We start from the raw sequence: 16,239 nt of genomic DNA on the forward strand, positions 1-16,239 counted from the left end.
GCTGACGCTATCAAATGCGAAGGTGTAACAATTCCAAAAACATAACCGTTAGTGTTACGTTCGGCGGCATGAAGAAAGTGAGCTTCGCCGAGTTCGGCGGCCCTGACGTCCTGCACCTCACCGAGGCCGAGGAGCCCCACGCGGGCCCGGGCCAGATACGTATCGCCGTGCGCGCGGCGGGCGTGAACCCCGTCGACTGGAGGATCCGCGAAGGCCAGTTCCAGCGGAGCGGAGGCGATTCCCAGCGGACCCATCAGATCGAGCTGCCCTCCGGGACCGGGCAGGACGCCGCCGGGCTGGTGGACGAGGTCGGCCCGGGCGTCACCACGGTGGAGGTCGGCGACCGCGTGTTCGGGCGAGGATCGAGCACGTACGCCGAGTTCGCCGTGCTGTCGGCCTGGGCCCGCATGCCCGAGAGCCTGACCTTCGAAGAGGCGGCCGGGTACCCCTCCGTGGTGGAGACCGCGCTGCGCATCATCCGCCAGTCCGGCGTGAAGCCCGGGCAGACTCTGCTGGTCAGCGGCGCGTCCGGAGGCGTCGGATCAGCGGTGCTGCAGATCGCCCGCGACCGCGGCATCACGGTGATCGGCACGGCCGGGGCCGCGAACCAGGACTACCTGCGTGGTCTGGGTGCCCTCGCCACGACGTACGGAGAGGGCTGGGTCGAGCGGGTCCGACAACTGGGCCGTGTCGACGCCGCGCTCGATCTGGCCGGCTCCGGCGTGCTCCCCGACCTCGTCGAACTGACCGGCGACCCGCAGAAGGTGATCTCCATCGCTGACCTGACCGCACCGGACCACGGCGTCCGCTTCTCCGGCGTGACCGGGGACGTGCCGCAGGCCCTCGCCGAGGCGGGCGACCTCATCGCGCGGGGCCAGCTCCACATCCCGGTCGAGAAGACGTACCAGCTCACCGAGGCAGCGACGGCGCAGGCGGACAGCCGGGCCGGGCACACGCGTGGACGCCGGGTCATCGTCATCTGAACCACTCCAAGCGCCCCGCTGACCCACTTCAAGCGCCCCGCTGAACCGCTTCAAACCCCGCCGAACCACTTCAAGCCCCGCGTCCCGAAATGAGCGTTCCCGCCCGGTGGTTGTCCGTGTTTGCCATGCGACACCACCGCTACGGCGGTCCCGAAGTCCTCCGCCTGGAGGAGGCCGGAGAACCGCACGCGGGGCCCGGCCAGGTCCGCGTCGCGGTGCGCGCCACCGGCGTCACCCCCGCCGACTGGTACGGATGCCGCCGGGGCAGTCGACGAGGTGGGAGAGGGCGTGGTCGGTACCGCCGTGGGGGACGAGGTCCTCGGCCTCGTCCCCTTCGCCGATCAGGGCGGTGCCGCGGCCCAGTACGCCGTCCTGGAGGCATGGGCCCACACACCCCGGGCGTGATCCTTCGAGGAAGCGGGCGGCGTGGCCCTCACCGGCGACCCGCACCGCGTGATCACCTTCGCCGACTCCGACGCGGTGGGCCTGTCAGGTCTGTGCCATGTCCACGAAGCGCGAGTAATGGCCCTGGAAGGCGACGGTGATCGTCGCCGTGGGGCCGTTACGGTGCTTGCCCACGATGATGTCCGCCTCGCCCGCGCGCGGCGACTCCTTCTCGTACGCGTCCTCGCGGTGCAGCAGGATCACCATGTCCGCGTCCTGCTCGATCGAGCCGGACTCACGCAGGTCGGAGACCATGGGCTTCTTGTCGGTGCGCTGCTCGGGGCCACGGTTCAGCTGCGAGAGCGCGATGACCGGCAGCTCCAGCTCCTTGGCGAGCAGCTTCAGGTTTCGCGACATGTCCGAGACTTCCTGCTGGCGGCTCTCGGACCGCTTGGATCCGCCGGACTGCATCAGCTGCAGATAGTCGATGACGACGAGCTTGAGGTCGTTCCGCTGCTTGAGGCGGCGGCACTTGGCGCGGATCTCCATCATCGACAGGTTCGGGGAGTCGTCGATGTAGAGCGGGGCGGCCGAGACGTCCGGCATACGCCGGGCGAGGCGCGTCCAGTCCTCGTCCGTCATCGTGCCGGAACGCATGTGGTGCAGGGCCACGCGCGCCTCGGCGGAGAGCAGACGCATGGCGATCTCGTTGCGGCCCATTTCGAGCGAGAAGATCACACTCGGCATGTTGTGCTTGATCGAACAGGCGCGTGCGAAGTCGAGGGCCAGCGTCGACTTACCCATGGCGGGACGGGCCGCGATGATGATCATCTGACCCGGGTGCAGTCCGTTGGTGAGCTGGTCGAGGTCGGTGAAGCCGGTCGGCACACCGGTCATCTCGCCCGACCGCGAACCGATCGCCTCGATCTCGTCGAGAGCGCCCTCCATGATGTCGCCGAGCGGGAGGTAGTCCTCGGTGGTGCGCTGCTCGGTGACCGCGTAGATCTCGGCCTGGGCGCTGTTGACGATCTCGTCGACGTCGCCGTCGGCCGCGTATCCCATCTGGGTGATCTTCGTGCCGGCCTCGACGAGACGGCGCAGCACCGCCCGCTCGTGGACGATTTCCGCGTAGTACTCCGCGTTCGCCGCGGTCGGCACCGTCTGCACCAGTGTGTGCAGATAGGACGCACCGCCGACCTTGGTGATCTCACCCCGCTTGGTGAGTTCGGCCGCCACCGTGATCGGGTCGGCCGGCTCGCCCTTCGCGTAGAGGTCGAGGATCGAGGCGTAGATCGTCTCGTGCGCGGGCCGGTAGAAGTCGTGGCCCTTGAGGACCTCGACGACGTCGGCGATCGCATCCTTGGAGAGCAGCATGCCGCCGAGCACCGACTGCTCCGCGTCGAGATCCTGCGGAGGAACACGTTCGAACGACGAACCCCCACCGTCCCAGCCGCCCTCGCGGCCACGATCGTGCTGTTCGTCGCGACCTCGACCGCCGCCGCCGTCGCGACGCTGGCGGGAGACGGGCAGACGGTCACTGGGACCGCTGTCGGCCCAGGGGTCGTCCAAAGGCTCGGAAATACTCACCGGGCCACCTCCTCCCGTCCGCCGCGCGGACCTCGCCGTGCCCCTCTTTCGTACGGCACGACACTGACAAATAAGCGGGCCCAACTCCGGTTCTGACGCGTCGGTTTTCCGGGCTTTCCGAGGTCGTACGACGAGGCGGGTGCCGGACCACGGTAGGCCTGTGGGCACCGTCAGCCAATCTGGTTATCCACAGGCGGTGTGGATGACGGGCCCGATGCTGTGGAGAACTCCGCCAAACCTGTGCACGGCTCGGTGGACAGGCCTGTGAACAAGCCCTCAGCACGTTCTAGAGATACCCTCTGACCTGCTACTTTCCCGTCCACCGGCTGTGCAGAAGAAAAACTTTCCCACTCGGATCAAGATCGCCGCAAACAGCACGTGACGACGCGCCCGACAGGTCACTAGGTAAGGGTCCAAATAGCATTGCATCTCTTACCTGTGGAAGATTAGATTGGTGTGCATGACACAGGCTCCCGCGGCACCCAAGGCCGCACGGCGAAGGCATGACCGAGAGATCATCGCGCTCGCCGTCCCCGCGTTCGGCGCGCTCGTGGCCGAGCCCCTTTTCGTGCTCGCCGACAGCGCCATCGTCGGGCACCTCGGCACCGCCCAACTGGCCGGTCTCGGCGTCGCCTCGGCGCTCCTCACCACCGCGGTGAGCATCTTCGTCTTCCTCGCGTACGCCACCACGGCCGCCGTCGCCCGCCGCGTCGGCGCCGGAGATCTACAGGCCGCCATCCGACAGGGCATGGATGGCATCTGGCTCGCGCTGCTCCTCGGCGCCGCCGTCATCGCCGTCACCCTGCCCTCCGCCCCCGCACTCGTGGACCTCTTCGGCGCCTCCGACAACGCGGCCCCGTACGCCGTCACCTACCTGCGGATCTCCTCACTCGGCATCCCCGCCATGCTCGTCGTGCTCGCCGCCACCGGCGTCCTGCGCGGCCTCCAGGACACCAAGACCCCGCTGTACGTCGCCATCGGTGGCTTCGTCGCCAACGGCGTCCTCAACGTCGGCCTGGTCTACGGCGCGGACCTCGGCATCGCCGGCTCCGCCTGGGGCACCGTCATCGCCCAATGCGCCATGGCCGCCGTGTACCTCTCCGTCGTCGTACGCGGCGCCAAGCGGCACGGCGCCTCACTGCGCCCCGACGCCGCCGGGATCCGCGCCTGTGCACAAGCCGGTGCGCCGCTTCTCGTCCGCACGCTCTCTCTGCGCGCCATCCTCATGATCGCGACCGCCGTCGCCGCCCGCCTCGGCGACTCCGACGTGGCCGCCCACCAGATCGTTCTGTCCCTGTGGAGTCTGCTGGCCTTCGCGCTCGACGCCATCGCCATCGCCGGACAGGCGATCATCGGGCGCTACCTGGGCGCCGACGATCCTGAAGGCGCCCGCGCCGTCTGCCAACGCATGGTCCAGTGGGGCATCGCCTCTGGCGTCGTCCTCGGCCTGCTGGTCGTCCTCGCACGGCCCGTGTTCATCCCGCTCTTCACCGGCGACGGCGACGTCCAGGACGCGGCGCTGCCCGCCCTCGTCGTCATCGCGCTCGCCCAGCCCATCTGCGGCATCGTCTTCGTGCTGGACGGCGTCCTGATGGGAGCGGGCGACGGACCGTACCTCGCCTGGGCAATGATCGTCACGCTGGTCGCCTTCACTCCGGTCGCCCTGCTCGTACCGACCTTCGGCGGCGGCCTGACCGCACTGTGGGGAGCGATGACGCTGATGATGGCGGTACGGATGCTGACCCTCTGGCTGCGCTCCCGCTCCGGCCGCTGGCTCGTCACGGGCGCCACACGCTGAGGACCCCGGCCTGTTTCACGTGAAACAGGCCGCGGAGCAAGTCTTACGAAGCACATTGGGCCGCACCCCAAGGGGTGCGGCCCAACGATTGCTTCAACTCTGCCAAGCGCAGTGCTTAGGCGGAGACGACCTCGACGTTGACCTTCGCGGCAACCTCGGGGTGCAGACGCACGGACGTCGCGTGGGCGCCCAGGGTCTTGATCGGCGCGCCCAGCTCGACACGGCGCTTGTCGACCTTCGGACCACCGGCAGCCTCGATCGCCGAAGCGATGTCGGCCGGGGTGACGGAACCGAAGAGACGACCGGCGTCGCCGGAGCGAACGGCCAGACGGACCTTGACGCCCTCGAGCTGGGCCTTGATCTCGTTGGCCTGCTCGATGGTCGCGATCTCGTGGATCTTGCGCGCACGACGGATCTGCGCGACGTCCTTCTCGCCACCCTTGGTCCAGCGGATCGCGAAGTTCCGCGGGATCAGGTAGTTGCGGGCGTAGCCGTCCTTGACGTCTACGACCTCGCCGGCGGCGCCGAGGCCGGAGACCTCGTGGGTGAGGATGATCTTCATTTTTCGGTCACCCTTCCCTTATCGCGCGGTGGACGTGTAGGGCAGCAGCGCCATCTCACGGCTGTTCTTCACGGCCGTGGCGACGTCACGCTGGTGCTGCGTGCAGTTGCCGGTCACGCGGCGGGCACGGATCTTGCCGCGGTCGGAAATGAACTTCCGCAGCATGTTCGTGTCCTTGTAGTCCACGTACGTGACCTTGTCCTTGCAGAAAGCGCAGACCTTTTTCTTCGGCTTGCGCACAGGCGGCTTCGCCATGGTGTTTCTCCTGTGTGATCAAGAAGTGGGGTTACGGCCCACCCTCGGCCCGGAGGCCTGAAAGCCCTGAGGCTTAGAAGGGGGGCTCGTCCGAGTAGCCGCCACCGGAGCCGCCGGAGCTTCCGCCCCAGCCGCCACCGCCGCCGCCCTGCTGCTGGCCACCGCCGCCGGCCGGCGCACCGGTCGCCCAGGGGTCGTCGGCGGGAGCACCGCCACCACCCTGCTGCTGACCGCCGCCGGAGCCACCGCTCCAGCCGCCGCCCTGCTGGCCGCCGCCACCGCCGCCGTAACCGCCCTGGCCACCTCGACCGGTGGTCTTGGTGACCTTGGCCGTGGCGTTCTTCAGGCTGGCGCCGACTTCCTCGACGTCCAGCTCGTAGACCGTGCGCTTGATGCCCTCACGGTCCTCGTAGGACCGCTGCTTCAGCCGGCCCTGCACGACGACGCGCATGCCTCGCTGGAGCGACTCCGCGACGTTCTCCGCCGCCTGACGCCAGACCGAGCAGGTCAGGAACAGGCCTTCGCCGTCCTTCCACTCATTGGTCTGCTTGTCGAAGATGCGGGGAGTGGACGCGACACGGAACTTCGCGACCGCCGCACCGGAGGGGGTGAAGCGCAGCTCGGGGTCGTCGACAAGATTGCCGACGACCGTGATGACGGTCTCGCCTGCCATGGGGGAACCTCTCGGCGGGTTTGCTGCTGGCTGCTTGTTGCTGCTACTCGATTCCCGGGTGCTGCTGAGCTAGAAAGCTCAGTGCATCTCGGGACGGAGGACCTTGGTCCGGAGGACCGACTCGTTCAGGTTCATCTGTCGGTCGAGCTCCTTGACGACCGCAGGCTCAGCCTGGAGGTCGATGACCGAGTAGATGCCCTCGGGCTTCTTCTTGATCTCGTAGGACAGACGACGACGGCCCCAGGTGTCGACCTTCTCGACCTTTCCGTTGCCCTCACGGACGACGGAGAGGAAGTTCTCGATCAACGGGGAGACAGCGCGCTCCTCGAGATCGGGGTCGAGGATGACCATCACTTCGTAGTGACGCATGTGGAACCCACCTCCTTTGGACTCAGCGGCCACGGTCGTTCCGTGGCAGGAGGGTCGTGATGCGTACGCAACGGTATCGGCCGCCACTGACAATCGGCTCCCGCGAGCGGGGGTTCATGTCGTGGCCAGGGCAGACACCGGTGCAGAGGGTACAGAGTACCCGCACCGAGGCTTCCGGTTGAAATCCGGCGAGGGACGGGCAGAATCTGTACACATCGGGTGTCTATGGCGCTACGATGCGCCGCTTCCGCAGGAGGTGCCTCTCATGGCACAGGTAATGCGACCGAACACCGCCACATCCCTCTTCGCCACGGACGGCAAGGCCCATCCGCTCCAGGACGCGCTGCTCGGCGTGACACTGGTGCTCGGGGCGATCGCCTTCGTCACGGCGATGTTCCACAACCTCCACCTGATCAGCTCGTGGACGGGCCTGATCGGGATCGCCACGGGTGCGTACGGCCAGTTCATCTCGGTGACGACGCGTGAGCGCTTCGGCCTGATCCTGGGTCTCGGAGCCTCGGCAGTCGGCTTCTTCCTGGGCATGGCACACGGTGGACTCTTCGGCGGCGTCGTCGGCTGACGGCTCTTAGTTCCGTACGCCCAGACGGGGCGCTCGCAGGGCGCAGTAGGCTTCGGCGCGAGAGCCGGAGCCCCTGAACCCATGGGGACACACCAGCCCGAGGAGCGCCCCGAATGAGTCTGACCCTGAGGACCATCAGTCGCGAGCAGCATCTGGCGTATATCCAGACACTGCCGTCGGCGAGTCATTGCCAGGTCCCGGCATGGGCTGACGTGAAGAGCGAATGGCGCTCGGAGAACCTGGGCTGGTTCGACGACAGGACCGGTGAGCTGGTCGGTGCGGGCCTGGTGCTCTACCGGCAGCTGCCCAAGCTCAAGCGTTATCTCGCGTACCTGCCCGAGGGCCCGGTGATCAACTGGTACGCCCCGAACCTGGACGAGTGGCTGCAGCCGATGCTGGCGCATCTGAAGCAGCAGGGTGCCTTCTCGGTGAAGATGGGGCCGCCGGTCGTGATCCGTCGCTGGGACGCTCCGGCGATCAAGGCGGGCATCCAGAACCCCGACGTGAAGCGGCTGCGGGACACCGAGGCGACGCACATCGAGCCGCGCGCCTTCGAGGTCTCCGACCGGCTGCGCCGGATGGGCTGGCAGCAGGGCGAGGACGGCGGCGCCGGCTTCGGTGACGTCCAGCCCCGCTTCGTCTTCCAGGTGCCGCTGGCCAACCGCTCCCTGGACGAGGTCCAGAAGGGCTTCAACCAGCTGTGGCGGCGCAACATCAAGAAGGCCGAGAAGGCCGGCGTCGAGGTCGTCCAGGGCGGCTACTACGACCTTCCCGAGTGGCAGCGTCTCTACGAGATCACCGCGGTGCGCGACAAGTTCCGCCCGCGGCCGCTCGGCTACTTCCAGCAGATGTGGCAGGCCCTCAACTCCGAGGACCCGAACCGCATGCGGCTGTACTTCGCGCGGCACAACGGCGTGAACCTGTCGGCCGCCACGATGCTCGTCGTCGGCGGGCACGTCTGGTACTCCTACGGGGCATCGGACAACATCGGACGCGAGGTCAGGCCCTCGAACGCGATGCAGTGGCGGATGCTCCGCGACGCGTACGCCATGGGCGCCACCGTCTATGACCTGCGCGGCATCTCCGACTCCCTGGACGAGACCGACCACCTCTTCGGTCTGATCCAGTTCAAGGTCGGCACCGGCGGCGAGGCCGCCGAGTACATCGGCGAGTGGGACTTCCCGCTCAACAAGCTGCTGCACAAGGCGCTGGACATCTACATGTCGCGCCGCTGATCCCGCACAATTTCCTTCGATCACTCTGATACACCGCAGACACGAGAAAGGTTCCGGGATCCAGCCATGGCGCTCACGCTCTATGTCGACACCGCGCGCTGGCGGGCACACCAGAAGCACATGCTGGAGCAGTTCCCGGGCATCGTCCCGGTCTGCAAGGGCAACGGCTACGGCTTCGGTCATGAGCGCCTCGCCGAGGAAGCCACGCGCTTCGGCTCCGACGTGCTCGCCGTGGGCACCACCTATGAAGCCGCTCGGATCAAGGACTGGTTCAGCGGCGACCTCCTGGTCCTGACCCCGTTCCGGCGGGGCGAGGAGCCGGTGCCGCTGCCCGACCGCGTCATCCGTTCCGTGTCGTCACTGGACGGCGTACACGGCCTCGTGGGAGCCCGCGTCGTCATCGAGGTCATGTCCTCGATGAAGCGCCACGGCGTCAGCGAGCAGGACCTTCCGCAGCTGCACGCCGCCATCGAGGACGTACGCCTCGAAGGCTTCGCGCTCCACCTGCCGCTGGACCGCACCGACGGCTCGGACGCCGTCGAGGAGGTCATCGGCTGGATGGACCGTCTGCGCGCGGCCCGCCTGCCGCTGCACACGATGTTCGTCAGCCACCTCAAGTCCGGTGAACTGGCCCGCCTGCAACAGCAGTTCCCGCAGACGCGCTTCCGTGCCCGCATCGGCACGAACCTCTGGCTCGGCGACCACGAGTCCACCGAGTACCGCGGTGCCGTCCTGGACGTCACCGCCGTCGCCAAGGGCGACCGCTTCGGCTACCGCCAGCAGAAGGCCGCCTCCGACGGCTGGCTGGTCGTCGTGGCGGGCGGCACCTCGCACGGTGTGGGCCTGGAGGCCCCGAAGGCACTGCACGGCATGATGCCGCGGGCCAAGGGCGTGGCGCGCGCGGGCCTGGCGACCGTCAACCGCAACCTCTCGCCCTTCGTCTGGGCGGGCAAGCAGCGCTGGTTCGCGGAGCCGCCGCACATGCAGGTCTCGATCCTCTTCGTGCCCTCGGACGCCCCCGAGCCGAAGGTCGGCGAGGAGCTGGTGGCCCATCTGCGGCACACCACCACGCAGTTCGACCGGATGATCGACCGCTGAGGCGGATCGATCCAGCACGCGGAAGGGCCGGTACGACGCTTCGTACCGGCCCTTCCGCGTGTGCGTACGCCCCTCAGCGCGGCATGTCGGCCGCCGTGCCCCACTTCACGGCGGGCGCCTCCGTGGTGCGCAGGGCGGCCCGGTCCACATGTCCTGCTGTTCCCAGCACGAAGACGTCCCGCGAGCCGTCCAGAACGCCCCCTGAGGGGTCGTCGTCCCCGGCTCGCCGCACCACGTCCCGTTCCGGCATCAGGATGTCGCGCACCACCAGCGCACACAGGTACAGCGTGCCCAGGAGATGCACGACGATGGCGAACTGGTACCCCTCGGTCGGCAGCCCCTTATGGGCGTCGCCGCTCGTCGTGTACGCCAGGTAGAGCCAGATCCCGAGGAAGTACGCGACCTCGCACGCCTGCCAGATGAGGAAGTCGCGCCAGCGCGGCCGGGCCAGAGCGGCGAGGGGGATCAGCCACAGGACGTACTGCGGCGAGTAGACCTTGTTGGTGAGGATGAAGGCGGCCACCACCAGGAAGGCGAGCTGCGCGAAGCGCGGACGTCGCGGTGCGGTGAGCCCCAGGGCGCCGACGCCCAGGCAGGCAAGGAGCATCAGCGCGGTGGCCAGGGTGTTGACCGTGTCAGTGGCCAACGGGGAGTCCATCCGCTGCGAGAGGATCAGCCAGAAGGACCCGAAGTCGACGCCGCGTTCCTGGCTGAAGGTGTAGAACTTCGACCACCCGTCGCTCGCGAGCAGCATCACCGGCAGGTTCACGACCAGCCAGGCGCACACCGCGCCGACCAGCGCGGTGCCGAACGCCCGCCACCTGCCCGCGCGCCAGCAGAGGATCAACAGCGGCCCCAGGATCAGCGCCGGATACAGCTTGGCCGCCGTGGCGAGCCCGAGGAGTACCCCGAAGGCGACGGGACGCGAACGTGACCACATCATCATCGCGGCGGCGGTGAGCGCCACGGCGAGCAGATCCCAGTTGATGGTGGCCGTCAGCGCGAAGGCCGGCGCGAGGGCGACGAGCAGCGCGTCCCAGGGGCGGCGCCGGTGAGTGCGTGCGACGCATACGGCGATCACCGCGGTGCAGGCCATCAGTATCCCGGCGTTGACCATCCAGTAGATCTTTTCCTGGTGCTGGATGGATCCGCTGCCGGGCGTCACCCAGGACGCCATCTCCATGAACACGCCCGTCAGAACCGGGTACTCGAGGTACTCCATGTCACCGGGTAGCCGGTCGAAGTACGGCACCAGGCCGTCGGCGAATCCGCGCCCCTGGTAGAGGTGCGGGATGTCGGAGTAGCACGCGTGCGTGTACTGCGAACTGGCGCCGAAGAACCAGGCGCCGTTGTAACAGGGCATCTTCTGGATCATCCCGAGCGCGAACATCCCGAGTGCGACGAGAGCGATGATGCGCACGGGAGTCCACCAGGTCGCCGCGAACAGCACTCTTCGGCCGACCGGGCCGCCCACCAGCTCACTGCCGGACCGGGCGACCTCGTCCTCCCTTGCAGGACGTACCTGCTCCTGCTCCTGCGGGCTCACAGGCTCGTACGCGCTCGTGCGCGGCGTCTCTGCGCTGGGGTCTGCACTGGGCATGCCCGCCATCCTGCCGTACACGACCGGGAACACGGAGAGGGCCGCCGCACCCATCGGTGCGACGGCCCTCGTTTCACGTGAAACATCCGTGGGGGAGCGCCCCCGGCGGCTCGCCGGGACGCCCCGGCGTCCTCGGCTCAGCCCGATGGCCCGCCGAAGATTCCACCCCCTCCGTTGCCATTGCCATTGCCGCTGTTGGCGCCGCCACCGACCGGGTCCTCCGTCGGGGGTGGAGACTCCCCGCCGGGTCCGCCGTCGACGCCTCCGTCGGCACCGCCGTTCTCCTGACCGCCGTCGTGGTTGCAGTCCCAGTCGAACGGGTCACAGGACTCACCGGGGTCGGGCGACTCCGACGGCGGCTTCGTGGTCTTGGACTCGGTGGGTGTCGGAGATGTGGTCTCCTCCGGCTCCTCGGTCTTCGTCGGCGTGGGCGGCGGAGGCGGAGTCTCGCCGACGACCTTGCCGATCGGGCCGGGCACCGGGAAGTTCACGACAGCCTTACCCTTGAGCGCCTCCTCCATGTAGTCCTGCCAGATCTGCGCGGGGAACGAGGCGCCGTGGATCTTCTCCTCGCCACCCGTGCCGAACATCTCCAGGAACTTGCGCTTCTTGTTGGTCTCGTCGTCGTCGAGCCGGTACATGCTGACCGCCGTCGACAGCTGCGGCGTGTAGCCGACGAACCAGGCGGACTTGTTGCCGTCGGTCGTACCGGTCTTGCCCGCGACCTGGCGGCCGGTGAGCTGGGCGGAGGTTCCGGTGCCCTTGTCCACGACGGTGCGCAGGACGTCGGTCACGTTGTCGGCGACTTCCGCGTTGAAGGCCTGCTTGGGCTTGTTCTCGTGCCGGAAGACCGTGTCGCCCTCGTGCTTGACCTCAGTGACCGAGTACGGCTCGTTCTGCTTGCCGCTCGCAGCGAAGGTGGAGTACGCGCCGGCCATCCGGATCGCGCTCGGCGACGAGGTGCCGAGCGAGAAGGACGGGTAGGTGGCGCCGGCCATGGAGTCGTCGTCCTTGAGGCCGGCGTCCATCGCGGCCTGCTTCACCTTCTCCAGGCCGACGTCCATGCCGAGCTGCACATAGGCCGAGTTGACCGACTCCCTCATCGCCTCGCGCAGGTCGATCTGGAAGGTGGGACGGTTGTAGGACTGGTTGCCGTCGTTCTTCTGGTTCCACTGCTTGCCGTCGCGGTCCGTCCAGACCTGACCGTTGTACTTCTGGATCTTCAACTCGTTCTTGCCGCTGTAGCGGCTCTTCGGGTTGACGATGGTGCGCTCGGACTCGGTCTGCTCCTCCGGACCGTCCGGGTCACGCACGCCGTACTTGAACGCGGCGGCCAGCACGAACGGCTTGTACGTCGAGCCGACCTGGGCGCCGGTCTGGTCGGCGTTGTTGGTGAAGTGCTTGGTCGCGTCCTCACCGCCGTAGATGGCCTTGATCGCGCCGTCCTTCGGGTCCACCGAGGCCCCGCCGAACTGAACGTGCGTGTCCTTCTCCGGACGCACCTTCGGCTTGATCCTCTCCTTGCGGACCTTGTTCACCGCGTCCTCGAGCTCCTTGACCTTCTTCCTTTCGAAGGTCGTGTGGATCTCGTAGCCACCCCGCTGGAGCTGCTCGGCGGTGATGTTGGTGTTCCTGATGACGTACGCCTTGGCCAGGTCCACCAGGTAACCGGTCTGGCCGGCCAGGTCCATGTTCGACCGCGGGTTCTGCAGCTTCGGGAAAGCCGTGTACTTGGCCCGCTGCTCACTCGTCAGGTGGCCGTCCTTGACCTCCTCGTCGAGGATCCACTTCCAGCGCTTCTTGGCGCGCGCGCTGTTGTCCTGCTTGTTGGCAGCGGGATCGATCTCGGGGTAGCCGGCCGGGTCGTAGTACGTGGCGCCCTTCAGCACGGTCGCAAGGAAGGCGCACTGGCTCGGATCCAGCCTGCTGGCCTCCTCGTTGAAGTACGCCCGTGCCGCCGCCTGGATGCCGTAGGCACCACGCCCGTAATAAGCCGTGTTGAGGTAACCGGCCATGATGTCCTCCTTGGACACCGTCCGGCCGACCTTTATGGAGATGAAGAGCTCTTTGAACTTCCTGGTGAACGTCTGCGACTGATCACCCAGTCGCGCGTTCTTCACGTACTGCTGGGTGATCGTGGAGCCACCCTGGGTCTGCCCGCCCTTGGCCATGTTGACCAAGGCACGGGTGATGCCCATCGGGTCGACGCCCTTGTCCTTCTCGAACGACTTGTTCTCCGCCGACATGACGGCGAAGCGCATCTCCTTGGGGATGTCGTCGTAGTCGATGATCTGGCGGTTGCGTTCACCGCCGGTCGCGACCATCTGCTTGCCGTCGGCCCAGTAGTAGACGTTGTTCTGGGCCTTGGCCGCCTTGTCGACCTCCGGCACCTCCACCAGGGCGTACGAGATGCCGGCGACCGCCATCAGACCGCCGAAGAAGCCGAGGAACACGCCGGTGACCAGACGCCACGAGGGGAGCCAGCGGCGCGCGCCGACCTTGCCCGCTCGCGGGTAGTCGATGAACCGCTTCTTGCGCGGAGGCTCCGCGCCGCGGCCCCTGCCACGGCCCGCGCCGCCCGGCCCGGGTCCACCGGACCCGCCGCCGCGACGGCCGCCACCACCGCCCGCACGTCCGCCGCCGTCGGGCGCCCTGCGGCGTCCGCCGCCCGCGCCGACCGAACCGCTGCGCTGCGCGGCGCGCCGGGCCTCGGCCCTGCCGCCGTAGGGGCGGTCCCCGTCGTCGGGTGCCCCGGAACCGGGCCCCGGTCCTCCGTAGGACGCAGAGGGTGATTCTGTGTCGCCCCGTGGTGCCGCGCGTCGGCCGGACGGCGCCCCTGGGGTGCCGCGCCTGGCCGCGGCGCGTCCGCCGCCCTGCGGCTGCGGCGGTTTGCGACGGTGCTCGCTCATCGAACGATTACTCCTCGGGCAGGCGCAGCTGTCCACGCCTGGAAACGGCGGCTGGTTTCCGGTCCCCCCGAAGTGCGGAAGCGCCCGTTCCTGAACGCGCCCGCACTACACCGGGGACCACGACGCTCCCTGACGTCACTTGGTTCCCGGCGGCATGCATGGCGCACAGACTACGCACCGTCAAAACCCTCTTAGAGCCGAAGTTCACCCCAAATCAGGCAAGTTACTTCCTACGAATCGGTGATGTGACGCCGTTCACCGTGCCCCCTCTTGTCTCAACCGGATCCCCGTTCTATCGTCTCGATGTATCGAGTCGATACATCAGCTCGGCATAAAGGCCGTACTGAGGGACCGCGGGAGACGGGAGGCGAAGATGAGCAGGCGCTCCGGCATCCTGGAATTCGCCGTCCTCGGTCTGCTCCGCGAATCCCCGATGCACGGCTATGAGCTGCGCAAACGACTCAATACGTCGCTGGGAGTGTTCCGTGCCTTCAGCTACGGGACGCTCTACCCCTGCCTCAAGACGCTGGTCGCCAACGGCTGGTTGATCGAGGAGTCGGGCAGCACCCCCGAAGACGCCCTCGCAGCTCCGCTCGCAGGACGTCGCGCCAAGATCGTCTATCGGTTGACGGCGGAAGGTAAGGAGCACTTCGAGGATCTGCTCTCGCAGACCGGCCCCGACGCGTACGAGGACGAGCACTTCGCCGCCCGCTTCGCCTTCTTCGGGCAGACCTCGCGAGATGTCCGGATGCGGGTGCTCGAGGGCCGCCGCAGCCGCCTCGAAGAGCGCCTGGAGAAGATGCGCGCCTCCCTGGCCCGTACCCGGGAGCGCCTGGACGACTACACGCTTGAGCTGCAGCGGCACGGCATGGAGTCCGTGGAGCGCGAAGTGCGCTGGCTGAACGAGCTCATCGAGAGCGAGCGAGCGGGACGGGACCAGCAACGGTCCGCCCCCGGCAGCTCAGCTCAGCAGAACAGCACATCCGGGGAGTCGGCGGGCCTGCCCCGGCGGCGGGAGAACGACCCGCCGCCGGATCCGTCCGATGACCCCACCAAGTGAGACCCAGCGTTCCGCCGGGTCTCATCCGGAATACCGAGATCACACAGGGAGCAACCGGAATGGGTTCGGTTCGCGTAGCCATCGTCGGCGTGGGCAACTGCGCCGCCTCGCTGGTCCAGGGCGTCGAGTACTACAAGGACGCAGACCCGGACGCCAAGGTCCCGGGCCTGATGCACGTCCAGTTCGGCGACTACCACGTCGGTGACGTCGAGTTCGTCGCCGCGTTCGACGTCGACGCGAAGAAGGTCGGCCTCGACCTCTCGGACGCCATCGGCGCCAGCGAGAACAACACCATCAAGATCTGCGACGTGCCGAACAAGGGCGTCACCGTCCAGCGCGGCCACACCTACGACGGCCTGGGCAAGTACTACCGCCAGACCATCGAGGAGTCCGACGATTCCCCCGTGGACATCGTCCAGATCCTCAAGGACCGCCAGGTCGACGTCCTCGTCTGCTACCTGCCCGTCGGTTCCGAGGACGCCGCGAAGTTCTACGCGCAGTGCGCCATCGACGCCAAGGTCGCGTTCGTCAACGCCCTCCCGGTCTTCATCGCCGGCACCAAGGAGTGGGCGGACAAGTTCACCGAGGCCGGTGTCCCGATCGTCGGCGACGACATCAAGTCGCAGGTCGGCGCCACCATCACGCACCGCGTGATGGCGAAGCTGTTCGAGGACCGCGGTGTCCGCCTTGAGCGCACGATGCAGCTCAACGTCGGCGGCAACATGGACTTCAAGAACATGCTCGAGCGCGACCGCCTCGAGTCGAAGAAGATCTCGAAGACGCAGGCCGTCACCTCGCAGATCCCGGACCGCGAGCTGGGCGAGAAGAACGTCCACATCGGCCCGTCCGACTACGTCGCGTGGCTCGACGACCGCAAGTGGGCGTACGTCCGCCTCGAGGGCCGTGCCTTCGGCGACGTCCCGCTGAACCTGGAGTACAAGCTCGAGGTCTGGGACTCCCCGAACTCGGCCGGTGTCATCATCGACGCGCTGCGCGCCGCGAAGATCGCCAAGGACCGCGGCATCGGCGGCCCGATCCTCTCCGCGTCCAGCTACTTCATGAAGTCCCCGCCGGTCCAGTACTTCGACGACGAGGCCTACGCGAACGTCGAGAAGTTCATCAAGGGCGAGGTCGAGCGCTAAACAG

Annotated in this window: 14 protein-coding genes and 1 pseudogene; 8 read left to right on the top strand and 7 right to left on the bottom strand. The window is 67.7% G+C overall.

What is annotated here, in order from left to right:
• The first annotated feature begins 68 nt into the window (after nt 1-68).
• Both NOO62_RS20210 and NOO62_RS39310 read left to right on the top strand, forming a co-directional pair.
• A complete protein-coding gene (locus NOO62_RS20210) occupies nt 69-983 on the top strand; it encodes an NADP-dependent oxidoreductase (RefSeq protein WP_268772294.1) in 915 nt (304 codons plus the stop codon).
• 116 nt (nt 984-1,099) lie between these two features.
• Nucleotides 1,100-1,385: pseudogene (locus NOO62_RS39310) on the top strand (NADP-dependent oxidoreductase); the annotation flags it as partial.
• 87 nt (nt 1,386-1,472) lie between these two features.
• On the opposite strand, the gene dnaB reads toward NOO62_RS39310, so the two are convergent.
• Nucleotides 1,473-2,954, bottom strand: coding sequence for a replicative DNA helicase (gene dnaB / locus NOO62_RS20220; RefSeq protein ID WP_150185078.1), 1,482 nt, complete (start codon nt 2,952-2,954; stop codon nt 1,473-1,475).
• Nucleotides 2,955-3,414: 460 nt separating this feature from the next.
• Here dnaB and NOO62_RS20225 point away from each other — a divergent pair, with 460 nt between their 5' ends.
• The gene (locus NOO62_RS20225) at nt 3,415-4,752 is read left to right on the top strand and encodes an MATE family efflux transporter (protein WP_268772295.1); all 1,338 of its coding nucleotides are present in this window, start codon (nt 3,415-3,417) and stop codon (nt 4,750-4,752) included.
• Nucleotides 4,753-4,867: 115 nt separating this feature from the next.
• Here NOO62_RS20225 and rplI read toward each other — a convergent pair whose 3' ends face one another.
• The 4 genes from rplI to rpsF form a co-directional block, all read right to left on the bottom strand.
• Complete coding sequence (gene rplI, locus NOO62_RS20230; protein WP_268772296.1) at nt 4,868-5,314, bottom strand: 50S ribosomal protein L9; 447 nt, start codon at nt 5,312-5,314, stop codon at nt 4,868-4,870.
• Nucleotides 5,315-5,332: 18 nt separating this feature from the next.
• On the bottom strand, nt 5,333-5,569 hold the full coding sequence (rpsR, locus tag NOO62_RS20235; protein WP_003949403.1) for a 30S ribosomal protein S18: 237 nt from the start codon (nt 5,567-5,569) through the stop codon (nt 5,333-5,335).
• A gap of 73 nt (nt 5,570-5,642) precedes the next feature.
• Nucleotides 5,643-6,242 carry a single-stranded DNA-binding protein gene (locus NOO62_RS20240; protein WP_268772297.1) on the bottom strand — a complete coding sequence of 200 codons (600 nt, stop codon included), beginning with the start codon at nt 6,240-6,242 and terminating at the stop codon, nt 5,643-5,645.
• A gap of 78 nt (nt 6,243-6,320) precedes the next feature.
• Complete coding sequence (rpsF, locus tag NOO62_RS20245; protein WP_016644628.1) at nt 6,321-6,611, bottom strand: 30S ribosomal protein S6; 291 nt, start codon at nt 6,609-6,611, stop codon at nt 6,321-6,323.
• Between the two features lie 265 nt (nt 6,612-6,876).
• Between rpsF and NOO62_RS20250 the strand changes: the two genes are divergently transcribed.
• From NOO62_RS20250 to NOO62_RS20260, 3 genes are all read left to right on the top strand, one after another.
• Nucleotides 6,877-7,191, top strand: a complete 315-nt coding sequence (locus NOO62_RS20250) for a hypothetical protein (protein WP_268772298.1) — start codon at nt 6,877-6,879, stop codon at nt 7,189-7,191.
• Nucleotides 7,192-7,304: 113 nt separating this feature from the next.
• Nucleotides 7,305-8,426 carry a lipid II:glycine glycyltransferase FemX gene (locus NOO62_RS20255; RefSeq protein WP_268772299.1) on the top strand — a complete coding sequence of 374 codons (1,122 nt, stop codon included), beginning with the start codon at nt 7,305-7,307 and terminating at the stop codon, nt 8,424-8,426.
• A 66-nt stretch (nt 8,427-8,492) separates the two neighbouring features.
• Nucleotides 8,493-9,524, top strand: a complete 1,032-nt coding sequence (locus NOO62_RS20260; RefSeq protein WP_268772300.1) for an alanine racemase — start codon at nt 8,493-8,495, stop codon at nt 9,522-9,524.
• Between the two features lie 73 nt (nt 9,525-9,597).
• On the opposite strand, the gene NOO62_RS20265 is transcribed toward NOO62_RS20260, so the two are convergent.
• Nucleotides 9,598-11,133: a glycosyltransferase family 87 protein gene (locus NOO62_RS20265; RefSeq protein WP_414931000.1), complete on the bottom strand. Its 1,536-nt coding sequence runs from the start codon at nt 11,131-11,133 to the stop codon at nt 9,598-9,600.
• Nucleotides 11,134-11,261: 128 nt separating this feature from the next.
• Nucleotides 11,262-14,033: a transglycosylase domain-containing protein gene (locus tag NOO62_RS20270; RefSeq protein ID WP_268772302.1), complete on the bottom strand. Its 2,772-nt coding sequence runs from the start codon at nt 14,031-14,033 to the stop codon at nt 11,262-11,264.
• A gap of 373 nt (nt 14,034-14,406) precedes the next feature.
• On the opposite strand from NOO62_RS20270, the gene NOO62_RS20275 reads away from it, so the two are divergent.
• Nucleotides 14,407-15,093: a PadR family transcriptional regulator gene (locus tag NOO62_RS20275; RefSeq protein ID WP_268772303.1), complete on the top strand. Its 687-nt coding sequence runs from the start codon at nt 14,407-14,409 to the stop codon at nt 15,091-15,093.
• 59 nt (nt 15,094-15,152) lie between these two features.
• A complete protein-coding gene (locus tag NOO62_RS20280) occupies nt 15,153-16,235 on the top strand; it encodes an inositol-3-phosphate synthase (protein WP_268772304.1) in 1,083 nt (360 codons plus the stop codon).
• The last annotated feature ends 4 nt before the right edge of the window (nt 16,236-16,239 follow it).

The organism is Streptomyces sp. Je 1-369 (assembly GCF_026810505.1).
Classification (GTDB): Bacteria; Actinomycetota; Actinomycetes; order Streptomycetales; family Streptomycetaceae; genus Streptomyces.

Excerpts from the sequence above, each read along its gene's own strand:
- NOO62_RS20210 (WP_268772294.1), top strand. The coding sequence starts at position 69 with ATGAAGAAAGTGAGCTTCGCCGAGTTCGGCGGCCCTGACGTCCTGCAC.
- NOO62_RS20225 (WP_268772295.1), top strand. The coding sequence starts at position 3,415 with ATGACACAGGCTCCCGCGGCACCCAAGGCCGCACGGCGAAGGCATGAC.
- rplI (WP_268772296.1), bottom strand. The coding sequence starts at position 5,314 with ATGAAGATCATCCTCACCCACGAGGTCTCCGGCCTCGGCGCCGCCGGC.
- rpsR (WP_003949403.1), bottom strand. The coding sequence starts at position 5,569 with ATGGCGAAGCCGCCTGTGCGCAAGCCGAAGAAAAAGGTCTGCGCTTTC.
- NOO62_RS20240 (WP_268772297.1), bottom strand. The coding sequence starts at position 6,242 with ATGGCAGGCGAGACCGTCATCACGGTCGTCGGCAATCTTGTCGACGAC.
- rpsF (WP_016644628.1), bottom strand. The coding sequence starts at position 6,611 with ATGCGTCACTACGAAGTGATGGTCATCCTCGACCCCGATCTCGAGGAG.
- NOO62_RS20250 (WP_268772298.1), top strand. The coding sequence starts at position 6,877 with ATGGCACAGGTAATGCGACCGAACACCGCCACATCCCTCTTCGCCACG.
- NOO62_RS20255 (WP_268772299.1), top strand. The coding sequence starts at position 7,305 with ATGAGTCTGACCCTGAGGACCATCAGTCGCGAGCAGCATCTGGCGTAT.
- NOO62_RS20260 (WP_268772300.1), top strand. The coding sequence starts at position 8,493 with ATGGCGCTCACGCTCTATGTCGACACCGCGCGCTGGCGGGCACACCAG.
- NOO62_RS20265 (WP_414931000.1), bottom strand. The coding sequence starts at position 11,133 with ATGGCGGGCATGCCCAGTGCAGACCCCAGCGCAGAGACGCCGCGCACG.
- NOO62_RS20270 (WP_268772302.1), bottom strand. The coding sequence starts at position 14,033 with ATGAGCGAGCACCGTCGCAAACCGCCGCAGCCGCAGGGCGGCGGACGC.
- NOO62_RS20275 (WP_268772303.1), top strand. The coding sequence starts at position 14,407 with ATGAGCAGGCGCTCCGGCATCCTGGAATTCGCCGTCCTCGGTCTGCTC.
- NOO62_RS20280 (WP_268772304.1), top strand. The coding sequence starts at position 15,153 with ATGGGTTCGGTTCGCGTAGCCATCGTCGGCGTGGGCAACTGCGCCGCC.